This window comes from Blautia sp. HCP3S3_G3 (genome assembly GCF_052063365.1).
GTDB lineage: Bacteria > Bacillota > Clostridia > Lachnospirales > Lachnospiraceae > Blautia_A.
Window position 1 is genome coordinate 1 of record NZ_JBQHXR010000037.1, and the last position, 13,480, is coordinate 13,480.

At 44.3% G+C, this 13,480-nt stretch carries 8 protein-coding genes; all 8 read right to left on the bottom strand.

Annotated elements, in window-relative coordinates; genetic code table 11:
- Positions 1–136: 136 nt before the first annotated feature.
- Positions 137–901, bottom strand: a complete 765-nt coding sequence (gene istB / locus ACTNEW_RS15560; protein ID WP_441062612.1) for an IS21-like element helper ATPase IstB — start codon at positions 899–901, stop codon at positions 137–139.
- Positions 898–2,418 carry an IS21 family transposase gene (istA, locus tag ACTNEW_RS15565; RefSeq protein ID WP_441062614.1) on the bottom strand — a complete coding sequence of 507 codons (1,521 nt, stop codon included), beginning with the start codon at positions 2,416–2,418 and terminating at the stop codon, positions 898–900. The genes istB and istA overlap by 4 nt, the downstream gene beginning before the upstream one ends.
- 358 nt (positions 2,419–2,776) lie before the next feature.
- The gene (locus ACTNEW_RS15570) at positions 2,777–4,285 is read right to left on the bottom strand and encodes a SpaA isopeptide-forming pilin-related protein (RefSeq protein WP_441062616.1); all 1,509 of its coding nucleotides are present in this window, start codon (positions 4,283–4,285) and stop codon (positions 2,777–2,779) included.
- Between the two features lie 321 nt (positions 4,286–4,606).
- Positions 4,607–9,667: a DUF7604 domain-containing protein gene (locus ACTNEW_RS15575; protein WP_441062617.1), complete on the bottom strand. Its 5,061-nt coding sequence runs from the start codon at positions 9,665–9,667 to the stop codon at positions 4,607–4,609.
- 28 nt (positions 9,668–9,695) lie between these two features.
- Positions 9,696–10,280 carry a signal peptidase I gene (lepB, locus tag ACTNEW_RS15580; RefSeq protein WP_441062619.1) on the bottom strand — a complete coding sequence of 195 codons (585 nt, stop codon included), beginning with the start codon at positions 10,278–10,280 and terminating at the stop codon, positions 9,696–9,698.
- 2 nt (positions 10,281–10,282) lie between these two features.
- Positions 10,283–10,570, bottom strand: a complete 288-nt coding sequence (locus ACTNEW_RS15585; RefSeq protein ID WP_441062621.1) for a DNA repair protein — start codon at positions 10,568–10,570, stop codon at positions 10,283–10,285.
- Complete coding sequence (locus ACTNEW_RS15590; RefSeq protein WP_441062623.1) at positions 10,563–12,068, bottom strand: hypothetical protein; 1,506 nt, start codon at positions 12,066–12,068, stop codon at positions 10,563–10,565. Before ACTNEW_RS15590 ends, ACTNEW_RS15585 begins: the two co-directional genes overlap by 8 nt.
- A gap of 43 nt (positions 12,069–12,111) precedes the next feature.
- Positions 12,112–12,342, bottom strand: coding sequence for a hypothetical protein (locus tag ACTNEW_RS15595; protein WP_441062625.1), 231 nt, complete (start codon positions 12,340–12,342; stop codon positions 12,112–12,114).
- Positions 12,343–13,480 lie beyond the last annotated feature (1,138 nt).

The following is a 13,480-nucleotide window of genomic DNA, read 5'->3' on the forward strand; positions in this document are numbered from 1 at the left end:
TTATAGGAGTATATTTCCGGGATGTTCAACAGGGCGGAAAGGATGCACTGAACTAGCGGAAGTCCTGCTCAAAATGTCCGTGCAGTGTGCACTCACTGAACGGTATATACATTTATCTTCATTTCACTTATTCCTTTCATTTCACACTCTGTTTTGACCCTTTGACACGGTAGCTGTCACCCGTTATACTAAGAATATGGCAGTGATGCACCAGGCGGTCCAGGATCGCTGTGGCTGCAAGTTTGCCAGTAAACAGCTCGTCCCATCTGCCCATGGGCAGGTTGGTCGTAATTATAAGGGAGCTCTTTTCATACCGATGGCGGATCACCTGGAAGAAAAGGCTCTCTCTTTCTCTGTCCATTTTTAAATACGAAAGTTCATCAATGATCAGCAGCGGGATCCTATTCAGTTCTTCCAATGTTTCCCGTAGTCTCCCTTCCTGCATCGTTTCATAGAGCCGGTCAACCAGATCCTTGGCATTGGCAAAAAGCACTCGATATCCCGCGCGGATGGCATTCATGCCGATCCCTGTGGCGATCATGCTTTTCCCAACACCGGGTGGTCCGATAATAATGACATTCTCGCCGGCATCTATGAAATCCAGCCTTCCAAGTTCCGTGATCTTAGCCTTGTCCAGCGACTGATTAAATCCGTAGTCAATGTCCTCAAGCCGTTTTTCGGCCTCAAAGCATGCTTCCCTGCGAAGCTTTTCCGTTCGGCGGTCACGTTTTCCTTCTTCCTCCACTGAAAGAAGCCTGACAAGAAAAGATTCATAATCCATGGCAGAAGATTCTGCTTCCAGGATCAGATTCCGGTATTGCTCGCGCATATCTACCAGCTTAAACTGTTTCATCATGGATTCGATGTATTCCGCATTCGTCTGATATTCCTTCTGTTTCATCTGGGCACCTCCGATAACATCGCATTGGTCTCATAATAACTGCAGTCGCGCGTCAGGGCGGGGTCATCATCCCGATAATCCTTACTACAGGCAGCACCCACGTCTTCCGAAGACGCTTCCGGCAGCGTTAGATTCCCTGAATTGTATTCTTTCAGGAGCCCTTTAAATGATGTGATATCCATCTTATCCAAAGAGATACAGTAACCGATAAAACGGTCAAGCGTGGCATCATCATACAGTTCCCCCAGGAGCATGATCTTTCTCGCGTAATGCGTAGGCTGGTCAAATTTCCTGCCAGCAGCGTCAAGATAACGTTGTCCGTTTGAGAAACGTCTGGCAAAGTCCCTCCGGATCTGTGGAATAGAAGTGCTGACCGGAGTTGCGATTGCGTCATAGTGCGAAGGGTCCGTCCGCACAGCATGCTTCTCTTCTGAAGCCTCCACTGTCAGTATCAGATTTTCCTTCATGTCATAGACCTCGATCCGAAATCCGTAGACCACCCGAAACTGCAGTGTTTTATCCACATATTTCACTGGCACACTGTACTTACTGCCGCCAACATTGATGTAGCTGTCGGGACTAATGATACGCTTCTGGAGCCGTTTGGTCCGGTAGTGTGTTTGGGGAAGTGGAAGAAGCGTAGCTTTTTCATCAAGCAGATAGTGCTGGTTCGGGATCCGCTTTGTTGTTCCATGAACTTCATCGCACCATTCGTTTACAAACGCCTTACCACGCCGGTTCAATTCTTCCATTGTAGCAAATGTGTTCCCTTTGACAAACTGCTCCTCGATGTAATTGAATGGGGATTCTATTTTGCCTTTTTTACGGGGCCAGTAACAGGGACAAGCATTCAGTTCAGTCCCCAGATGCTTCGCCATCATCAGAGCCTGTGGATTATATTGGATCTCGTCCTCACTCTTCGGATTGTTTTCAATGACCAGTGCTTTTGGATTATCGATCAATAATTCCAATGTCACACCGCCCAGGTCATCGAACAGCTCCTGTATGGCCTCATAAATCGCAGGGGCATCTACTTTCAGGGAAAAACAGACCGCCTTTTTTCTGGATGCCGCAAGGATCATTGCGAAACAATACACTTTCCGTTCACGGCCACCGATTACCATGGAGTATTCTGACCAGTCGAACTGCGCCTGGTCTCCAGGTGGCGTCTCAATCCGGACGGTAGCTTTGGAACTGATGAGCCCCACATCTTCATCCACCTTCTGCAGGAACCGGTAAACAGGGCCAATACTGCCGGAATAGCCTTTTTTCTGTAACTCCCTGAAGATACGTGTACCGTTAAACCCATACGGTTCACATCTCCACTCAATGATGAGTTCTTTATACTCATCCAGACAGGATTTGTATATTGTCCGTCTGTATTTCGGCTCCTCCTTCAGTTTCAGCAGCTTCTTTACTGTGTTCCGGGAGATTCCCAGAATATTTGCTGTTTTACGTTTTGATTGGGTCTGCTTATAGACCCGTTGGACAGCTGCCCAATCTTGCAATCCGTACACCTTCTTTCGCCTCCTCTCTGTGACTCGATTGCACAGGGAGGATTGTACATTGTCTGATTGGGTGGGTCAATTTTAAATGTTAAATTTTCAAGGTACAGTGATCAGGACTGGGCTTACTTACTCGCGAGCCCGCCGCTAAGGTGGGTCAGCTTTCCTCGTAAAACCCTGGTCAGTTTTAATTATAAATCAATAATTGGCCCCTGAGCTTATTAACTGAGCTTATAAAGGGCCTTGCCCTAACAACAAAAAGAGCTGGCTTCTTTCGAAACCAGCTCCTTCTCTTCTCTTTATGAAATTTTTACACTTTGTTTATCAAGAGTTTCGTGCCCCTGAGCTTATAAACTTTGGTCGCTTCTACTTAGTTCGCGTTCATGCGACGGCGGGTTACAAGAACAACGCCAGCACCGATCACAAGGATTGCACCGATGATGTAGAAGATTGTGGTACCGATGCCACCAGTGGAAGGAAGGGTAGTACCCTTTTTATCTTCAACACTGTAAGAAACCGTCAAAATAGACGTATCAGAAAGCTTTTCAGTAGGAGCATTTAGCGTAAATTCTTTTTCTGCTGCTAAGTTATATCCTTTAGGAGCTGTAACCTCAACCAGCTTGTATGTTCCAGCTTCAAGGCCTTTAAACTCAACCTGCTGATATGTTGTACCTGCATTGGTTTTTTCTGCGCTAGTCCAATATGTCGTAGCATCTGCAAGTGCCTCTACCCAAGTCACAACATATGTTGTTTTAGCACTGTCATCCTCTCCTGTAGTAGTCTCTGTAACTTTATAGTACTTACCTTCACTATTTTTAATTGCAAACTGAGCACCTGGAAGTTTAGTTGATGTATTATCAGCGTCTACTTTATCAACATCAACAATGTGGTTATATACTTCAGTCTCATCATCGCCTACTTTTTTGTCATCATTGTAGCTAACTGTAGCTTTGTTTGTAGCTTTGGTAACTGCAGTCAGAGTTGCCTTGTAAGTAACAGTTACTTTTGTCGGGTTATTATATGTGGCAGGTGTAATAACAGCGCCATCACCCTCGCCCGTTTTTGTTCCCCACGGAATGGTGACAGTCAGTTTTCCATCAGTTCCAACACTCTTGGTAATTGTAGGCGCAGTCTGATTTCCATCAAGTGAAACACTTACTGTATCCTCCTGAATTGCAAAACCATTTGGAGCATCCTCTACAACATAATTCAGGATGACGGTCTGCTCTCCGTTATTAACCACATAGTTTGTAGCATTAAACTCTACTTTAAAGTCTACGACTGTTCCTGGTTCAAGATCCGCGACATCTACTTCCTTACCGTCAATAACTATTTTCTTTGCATTATCATCTACAGAAGGACCATCTGTAATCTTACTGTTGACAGTTGCTGTAGGATGAGCAGTATCAATAGTTACTGCAGACTTATCGCCGAGTGTAGAGGCAATAAAGTAGTAGCCTGCTGATCCAACATCAAGTGTTATAGCATCAGAACCGGCATTATTAGTAACTTCAACCGCTTTTTCACATTTGGCTTTAACCTGAGTTTCATGGTTTTTAAGCCAGTTAATAATCTGCTCATCAGTTACATCCGAATTAGCTCTCTCGACATATTTTGTTCCATCACCAACAATCTTAAATACTGAAGAAAACCCTTCAATTGTTGACACATCATGTACTGAGATAATGGAATAGTTTACTTTGTTGTTATCAGCAGCATCATACGTTACATCAAACACCTTATATGCCTCATATTTGGCACCTTTAATCGCACCATTCAATGTTATTGTGAAGGTGCTGGCTGCGAATACACTTGTGCTCATACCAAGTACCATTACCATAGCAATCAGCAGTGCGAAGATCTTTTTAATTTTTTTCATAATTTTACTTTCCTTTCTTTGCTTTTTAAGCTAGATTTTTCCGATTGAAGTTATTCTTTTTATCAACTATTGAATTGACAACACTCTCTTAATTATGTAGAAGAGACCTAACTTCATCGATTATTTAGCTGTTATCACATATCCTGTGAGCCACAGCTGGCTGCCACTTAACCCAGTGACCAGGTTACCTGCTTTTATGTGTCATCACCAAATAAATCTTATTTACTGGTGATGACAACACTTAAAGCTTTTGGATCTTAAGTAAATTTTCTATTGGTTTCGTTTCTCGGCGCTCAGTATTTTCGTCGAGTACAGAGGCATTTATCTTAACCTCCTTTCTCTTCTGCGCCTCGATACGAAACCATACATTAAAGCGGCTCCCATGATGAGAAGTAATCCGCATAATGTGAACATAATTGTACCGGGGCCACCGGTGTTCGGAAGAGCTTTGCCGGCTTTGTTTCCAATTAGTAATGTATCACTACTAGTACTATCTATTTGTGCCAATGAATTCTTATTTGTGTCAGAAAGTGTAATTACTCCCTTGCCATCAGATCCAATCGAAACAGTGAAGTAAGTATCTGCTATTTCAATAATGTATCCATCCGGAGCAACTCTTTCCTGAAGTCTGTATGTTCCAACAGGAAGGTCAGTTATCGTATATCCCGCATTAGCATCGGATACCACAAAATCATCTTTGCCATCAATCTGATATATCTCACCGCTTGGAACAGAACTTGAAACTTTATAAAGTCTGAATGTAGTACTTGCGATTCCTGTCTTAAAGTCACCCGTTGTCTTCTTAATAACAATAGATGTCAGGTTCTGCTTATTATCAAATTCATATTGATAATTCACATTTCCCGTTGTGGTTCCTGAAGCACTTGTAACAACTAACAAATCACTACCATTTTGGCTTGCTTTAGTCTGCCAATACTCATACCCAACGAGACTCGTTGTATTCTCCGAAATGCTATAAGCAGTTCCAATCGGAATATTGGTAAGCCTCAATGTTTCATTCGGCTTAAGTGTGAATGTATCACCAGCTCCGATTGTAAAAGAAACACCCAATTTTTCTCCATTTGTGCCAATTCTTTCAGCCCAAACAACGTACTTGCCGTTAGCATTCACATAGTCAGAACCAATATAGTTTTCTTTTGAACTGTCAAGGCTCTTCCCTGTAGGTAATGTCAATGTATCAAGTGTGAATGTGAATTCAGTATCCTTTACGCCATCGTTATCGCTGATATCTGTTGGATTTTCATTGGTGCTATCATTTGTATAAACCTTCTTGGTTATTTGAATTCCGCCGCGAAGGCTATTTGTTGCTGTCAATGTTGCCTCATAATTCGTGGTAACTTCATAATTAGGAAGCTGATTTATCAAATCAGTCTTATCATCCGTTGTTAAGCCATTCATCATTGGTCTTACTGGAGAGAAGGACAATTCGTAATGATAATCACTGGTTTCGTAGGAAGTTCCATTCTTTGTATATCCAATCTCCTCAACTGTATAAGTGTGACCAGTTTCAAGAATACCTGCGTCATCTCCAGCTGATGCCGTGCCACGTGTACCGGGCTCAACATAAATACCAGGAGCTACATATATTTCAGCTGTCCACTCAGATGCTGTTGCTTCTCCGGTCAAAGTAACTGTCTTATAGTTCTCGTCATCTTGCTTGACTTGCATTGTTATGCTGTCTGGACGGTTGCTATAATATGCACTATCCTCCCATTTCTTAGTTATCTTCAACTTAACAGCATGAAGGGCAATAGGGTCAGGATTCGTAAATGTACTTGTGCCGGACGTTTCTGTCTCTGTTGTATTTCCATTTTCATCTGTAACAGAATCCACCTTTGTATAACTGATGGTATTTCCGCTTTCAGTGTTAGTCCACAGAGAATAAGTACCATCACTGTTCTTAATAATCTGAGCTTTTTGGTTATCCGAAAGAGAATCATAAGTAGTCCCGTTATTTAAAGAAGCAAGCAGATCATAGGCTTCTTGACTAGGCCATACTGTAAAAGTCACAGAATATGTCACACCATTTTCAACGACCGTATTACCAAGATTCCAAGTAACTTGTTTCCCTGTCCCATCAGATACTTCAGAAAAACTTGCCTCCGGGGCATCTTCCCAAGTAACCCCATTACGTTCATATCTAAAACCAGATGTACTACCAGTCACAAGCGATGTCGCTGTAAGATCAGTAATATTATCCGTCATGGTGATACTCTTAAAAGTTGACGAATTTGTAATGCTCTTGATGATATTTGCAAATGCAGCATTAAGCGAGTTCTGGTCAGAAGCACTCTGGTAATGTGTGGAATCGGCACCAGATGCAGCAACCAGCTTCTGCATGTTGGTGACATTTCCAAATACACCTACGCCATAGAAGTTAGACCCTATGTTAGCCACTACTTTACTAGCAGCTTTATAGTTATATCCATTTGGATCAGTACTGCCATTACCATATACGCCGTATGTTTTTAAATAATAATCATCATACTGTCCGTTATCCCCAATATAAGTGTTTCTAAATGTTGGATTACCATCAGAAACGAATATTACATATTTTGTTGCTCCTTCTCTGCCAGAAATCGCATAGGCTTCCTGTAATGCTGCTTCCCAGTTTGTACCTCCTGTTGCTGTAATACCATTTACCTTATCAGCAAATGTTGAAAGGTTTGCTGTTCTTCCAATATCCTTTGAAGAATTATTCGAAAAGGTAATTAATGATAATGTAACGTTAGCAGTATTAACATCTGTATTGTTACCATTGTTGCTAAGGAGTTGTTCTGCAAGAGAAGTCACAGCTGATTTAGCTATAGGTAAACAGGTTTCCGTGGTATATCTCTGCCCTCTATATTCAGAATAAGATCCTCTGTTGTTCGAATAGTAAACAGTTCCTGTATAATTATCACTGTCTGATATCTTTGTATACTTTGGGTTCCACCAATACCCTTCTTGCTTATAGAGACTAAAATATGTATCACTAGAGCTACTATAACCCATACTTCCAGTATCGCTTTGGATATGGTCATTCATCGATCCAGACTTATCAAAGACAATGACGATATCGGCTTTACTGGAAGTAGTAGAAGAACTTGATCTTCCTGTAACGCTAAGAGTCAGATCATAAGTACCATCTCCATTATCTGTGAGTGTCTTAGAATGGGCTGGCCCATCCTCTTCACCTTCCGCTGCTGCAAGAACAATATTTGCTGTTTTCGCCATGACTTGCGGCGCATCATAAAAACCAACTACTGAAAAACTATCCTGCTTATAAACAACAGACCCGTCTTCATCTCTTTTTGCCGGTATCATCTCGGGTTCGTCTTCATGATCTTTGAAATGTATGATGTTTACATCACCCTCTATTTGATTGATTCCACCTGCTTCTATCTTTGTCTCTACTGTGGCCTTTGGCTCAATCTCATTTCCATCCTTATCAATGATGCTAATGTCAAAGAATCTTGCAAAACTAACCGAATGCTTTTCAGGATCATGATCAACTGCTGTCTCATCACCTTCAGCATAAACAATCTTACTCGTCTGCTCCTCGTACTGATTATACTCAGATGTCCCCTCTTTAATTTCCCTTACTTCTAGTGTCGAGCCGTTCGGGATTTCGGCTTCATCTGTATAGGTAACGGTAATCCTATAGTCGGCCCCCTCTGCGGTAAGCACACCATCGATACTCGTCTCCGTCCCCACAATCCCATACACCGAGAACCCATTCGCATCAAACGCCACTTCCTCAACCGTTCCATCAGCCCCATTCGTCTGAACATCCAGCACCTCAGTCTCTTCCCCAAAGTGCACCGACTTCACTTCGCTGCCTTCCGGAACTTCCACCGCATCCTTATAGCTAATCTTCACAGCCACAGCTGCCGCCGGCTCAATCTCTGTTCCATCCACAACAAACGAAATATCAAAGAATCGTGCAAATGCAAGTGATGAAGTATCGCCTCCCTGCACAGCCTCAACAGCCTGCTGGTAATAGCTTTCATATTCTTCCGTACCCTGTTCGATCTCCCGAACACTAAGTACTGCATTATCCGGAATCTGCGCTTCATCCGTATAGGTTACTTCAACTGTATAATCACTGCCTTCGGCTGTAAGAATCTTTGCAACTACCGGCTCTTCTTCTGCTTCTTCATCATCCGCTTCCGGTAAGCAGGTCTCATCATGCACATGCTCTTCCATACCGCAGATCAGATTACCTTCTTCATCCCAGCATCCCTCACCGTGGGTATGTTCTTCTTTTCCGCAGATATACTCCACTGCCGGCTCCATAGCTACCAGGTCAGAATCTTCCTCTTCTTCCGCAGCTTCTGTTTCTTCTGCAATATCAGCCTCTTCTTCCGAAACTTCTGCATCTTCTACAGTATCAACATCTTCCTGAGCATCCTCTTCAGCCGTTGCTTCTTCTCCAGCCACCTCTTCGCCCGTCTCTTCTGCAACTGCCTCATCCGCAGCCTCAGCATCACCCTCAGCTACTTCATCCTCAGCCTCTTCCTGCGGATAACACTCCTCCGTATGTACATGCTCTGCCTTATCACAGATCAGCACATCTTCATAACACTCATCCGTATGTGTATGACCTTCCACCGCCTCGGTAGTCACCGTCATGAAGCAGTTCTCATCATGCTGATGCTCCTGAATCTCCAGTCTTCCACAAACCAGATTTCCATTCTCGTCATAACACTCTGCCGTATGTGTATGAGGAATGATCTCATCCTTACCGCAGGTCAGCGTGTACTTCGTCTCATAACATTCTTCCGTATGTGTATGTCCGCCCTCGGAATCCCCTACATAAACATTATTATCTCCGGATCCAAAGACATCTGTTCCATCACTGAACGGATCATTGCTCTCCTCAATCGTCTGTACACTGGATTCATCCTGCCCGCAGGCAAGTACCGTCTTCGTCTCATAACAGCTTCCATCATGTCCATGCTGTTTCACTTCCGGAAGCGTACAAACCAGATTTCCATCCGCATCATAACAATTCTCATCATGTGTATGGATCGCATAATCCGCATATCCGCATATCAGCTGACCGTCCGCATTATAGCAGCTCTCACTATGTACATGTGTCGTAAACGCACAGCTCAGCACCCGCTGTGTCGTCTCCGCCTGACCGTCCTGCTCGGTCTTTCCGCAGATCAGACGATGCTCATAGCATTCATCCGTATGTGTATGCTCCTCCTGGCCGCAGATCGGGTCGCGCTCCATCGTTACCGCCGGCAGTATCAGCAGGTAACTGGTAAGCATTGCCACAATCACAGACAGGGAAACCATGGCTCTTTTCAGATGTTTCCTTCTTTGCTTCGTCCGCAGGATCTCTGCGGTCTGCTTCAGGAATGATCTTCCCATTGGAATACCCCCTTTTCTTAAAACTCAATCATTTAATCAACCCTAGATCTGCCAGAGGCCATACCCGGCATAGCAATTTTCCTACAATCTGTTCATCAGAGACACAACCAACGCTGGTACTTCGGCTGTCTACCGAAACACTTCGATGATCTCCCATTACAAACACTCTGCCTTCCGGAACCTGATAAGGAAGGGTAATGTTACATTCACCAAATGCATGTTCCTTCACATATGGCTCATCAATTTTTTCTCCATTGATGTATACATATCCATCTTTATCAATGTCCACCCATTCTCCGGATCTGGCGATCACTCGTTTCACCAGGATCTTATTATTATAGTAGAAGGCAATGGCATCTCCCACTTCATATCTGGAGTTCTTCAGGCAGACCACGATGTTGCCGTCCACCAGGCTGGGTGTCATGGAGGAGCCATGGATCCTCAGCACCGGGAAAACCAGCATCGCCAGGAGGATCGCCGCTGCAGCTACGATCATCAGTGTGTAGACCGTGCTGCGCAGCACGCTTCCATATCGTTTTTTATATTTGACCCGCTCAAGTTCTGCTTCCAGATCCTCAAGTGGAGGGATGGGACGTGTCCGTCTTTTCTTCATTGTCAATCTTCTTCCCTTCCGGCTTCTGCACGCTGTCGTGTGATCTGCTCGATATTCTCCACATACTGGTCCACTGCCGCCTGTGCGGCTTCAAATATTCCGCTGAGTTTCAGTGCGGCTTCGGCAATGGAACCGGCGTTTTCGATCTTAATAGCCCGGTCTTTCAGTGCCTCACGGGCTTCCTCAAGTTCTTTTTCCAGCTGGTCGATCCGTTTTTCTTCGGCGATCAGCATTTCCAGAAGTTCCGCGCGGCTCAGTTTCTTCAGGTTCTGTCGGCTGTCCTTACTCATGTTTCTTTCTTCCCTTCAGATAGATGATACATCCCGCAATAATCGCAAGAGCTGCCGCAATGATCACAGCATAAAGTGCGATCGGTGTGTCATCTCCTGTTCTGACCGGAGATGCGGAAGAACCGCTGTCCTGAACATTCGGGGTAGTATTGCCGCCGCTGTATCCCGGTGCTGCTGTCGGAGTCGGTGCCGCTGTCGGCATGATCGTCGGAGTCGGGGTAGGAGCTTTCTTCGTATTGGTGATCACGATCTCCCCTTTCAGGTTTCCGCTGTGCAGATCCACTCTTCCCTCACCGCTGACATTGTAGCCGAAGCTCTGTTTGTCCACGCGTTTGCCGTCTGCGTCTGTTTCGTATATATAATAGGTAATTTCTTCGTCACCGTTTTCTCCGCCGAGAGGAACTTCAATTGTCACGGATCCGTTCTGTTTCAGTTCTGTGACCTCATACAGATCTGTTCCTGCCTGATCCCGGAAGATCCCGGCGTAGAAAGTTTCACCTGATGTGATCTGGTTTGTACCGTCTGTCACCGTCTTGGTAATGGTGATATTTCCGTTATAGGAATAAGCTTTCGGAAGTTCATAATATAAGTTGTACAGTCCGACTGTCCCTGCCGGTGAACCCGCCTTGCCGTCCAGTGTTACTTCCTGACTGCTTCCGTCCTCCACCTGGCATACCCACTTATATTCATCCTGGCTCTGGATTTCATTCACGGTGTATGCATTGCCGTCACTGTCTGTTTCAAATATGTAATAGGTTCCTGCCGGAAGGTTTTCAAATACTGCTGTTCCGGCGCTGGTTCCTTTCAGTTCGATCTCTCTTAAGTAATCGGTTCCGTATGGAACTGTTCCCTGTTTGTCCTGGAAGATTCCTACATAGTAAACGGCGTCCTCCGGGATCAGGTCGATCACCTCCAGAAGTTCGGGATCAAGGTAACCGGTCCTCTTGGTGACTTCGATCCTGCCGTCATCTGTTTCTGTGGGAAGCTCTGCTTTCGGGTGGGCGGTCAGTTCTGTTTTCCACTCACCGTTTTCCAGATACGGGATCCCTGCAAGGAACGGGGATACGGTTCCATAGGTATCTGCCCCGCTGTCCTGGACTACCAGATACATTCCTGCCGGAAGGTTTGCCAGTGTCATGGTTCCTTCTGCATTGGTCTGTCCTGTGGAAGCGGTGAGCCTGCTGAAGTCTGCAGCATGTGCCAGCTTCAGTGCTGCTGCATCCCATTCGTCTGCGTAAACCAGTCCGTCCAGATCTACTCCTGTGCTCTGGAGTCCGTCGATGAGTTTCCACTCACTGTTGTCGTTCAGACCTCCTACATAGTATGCGGTAAATCCGACACTGTCTCTCGGTGTTCCCATTTCATCCAGCTGGACGATCAGGGTTCCGGTTTCGATCTGTGCCGCCATGACTTCCATCTGTCCGGTCCAGATCAGCCCCAGAGTCAGCAGTGCCAGAAAAACCCCTGTCATTGTCGATAATTTTTTTCGCCATTCCATTGACTCTTCATCCTTCCTTTCTCTATTCATCTATCTGATGCCGTTATGCCTTTTTTGCGATTTCTTCCTTGTTCTCTATATTTGTCTGGGTTGGCATTGACAGTGCGTCGTCGATCAGTCTCATCAACTCCAGTGCGCTTCGGAAGTATTCTTTTTTATTCTTTTCTGCCCATACTACATAACCCTGCCATGTATTATTTTCACAGTAGCAAATCTTGACTACGAATGTGCCATGTTTGCCACTGATGGCCTCCGATTTTTTCTGCACTGCCATATTCACCTCTCATCCGATTTTTGTAACTTCTTTTTCTTCTCTGTTGTTTTTGATGTATTCATTATACTAAAGGGGGCATTACAAAAAGCATTACACAAACCGGATTTTTGTAATTTTTTCAAAAAAATTTGAAATTTTTTCTATCTGCGTAATGCGGGCGGCGTCAGAGCGTGTTTGGAAATTGCTTTTTGGGGCAACGGTCCTGCCGGAAAAGGAGACCGGTGAAACATTAGGTTATTTATCATGGGTCAGACCAGATACATAAAGGAAAGATTGATGAATATTCCCGGGAGAAGTGTGTCATTTTTTGTCAAATGGTTTTTCTTGCGATTTCTCGATATGCGTGTTATCGTAATTACATCCGATATCTGAAATTTGAGGATTTCTATTGCATATATTTTTCTGATATGCATGTTTCTTATTTCTTTGTCCGGGATTCTCCGGAAGTGTTCCTGTTTTCTTTGGCTGGTTTTCTTTGGCTGATTTCTACGGATGTGTTTCTGTTTCCTGTTTTTTATCCTGTTTCCTGTTTTTTTATCCGGGTTTCTGTTTTTTATCCTGTTTATCTCTGGAGATGTTTCTTTTTATATAGAAGTGAATTTTTAATTGGAGGTATTATGCGGACAGATTTACGTGAATTTTTTCCTAACATAAGAAGCCGCGAGGCTGTTTTAAGTGAGATACATGAGAAGCCGTTTCTGCAGGAGACGTTTTCTTCCTGGCTCCCGGACGAGCAGGAACGGTTTCTGGATTACTGTACCGGAGTTCGGGGGATGAAGATTATCTTCATCATGGCAGGACTATTTTCGATTCCGGGCTGTCTTTTCCAATCCCATTTCAATTCTATATGATTCCTCTTGATATTTTCCGGAAAAGTTTCTACAATAATGGTATACAAAACCAGCTGGAGGCATGGCTTGCTTTTCTGTCCCTGGATCAGCCGGAGCATATCGCCCAGCTGATCTCACAGTATCCTGAATTCAGGCCGCTCTATCAGCATCTGTATGATATCTGCCGGAATAATGTAGAAAGGAGCTTCTTGTATAATTCAAATATAAGGAATTCCGAGAAAGAAGGTTGAGAAAAAAATACCTCAGAGTAAAATAAGATTACTGACTTTGCACGGTTAGTAAAAAAT

Bases quoted from the DNA above. Each gene is read 5' to 3' on its own strand.
- ACTNEW_RS15570 (WP_441062616.1), bottom strand. From the start codon at position 4,285: ATGAAAAAAATTAAAAAGATCTTCGCACTGCTGATTGCTATGGTAATG.
- lepB (WP_441062619.1), bottom strand. From the start codon at position 10,280: ATGAAGAAAAGACGGACACGTCCCATCCCTCCACTTGAGGATCTGGAA.
- ACTNEW_RS15585 (WP_441062621.1), bottom strand. From the start codon at position 10,570: ATGAGTAAGGACAGCCGACAGAACCTGAAGAAACTGAGCCGCGCGGAA.
- istB (WP_441062612.1), bottom strand. From the start codon at position 901: ATGAAACAGAAGGAATATCAGACGAATGCGGAATACATCGAATCCATG.
- ACTNEW_RS15595 (WP_441062625.1), bottom strand. From the start codon at position 12,342: ATGGCAGTGCAGAAAAAATCGGAGGCCATCAGTGGCAAACATGGCACA.
- ACTNEW_RS15575 (WP_441062617.1), bottom strand. From the start codon at position 9,667: ATGGGAAGATCATTCCTGAAGCAGACCGCAGAGATCCTGCGGACGAAG.
- ACTNEW_RS15590 (WP_441062623.1), bottom strand. From the start codon at position 12,068: ATGGAATGGCGAAAAAAATTATCGACAATGACAGGGGTTTTTCTGGCA.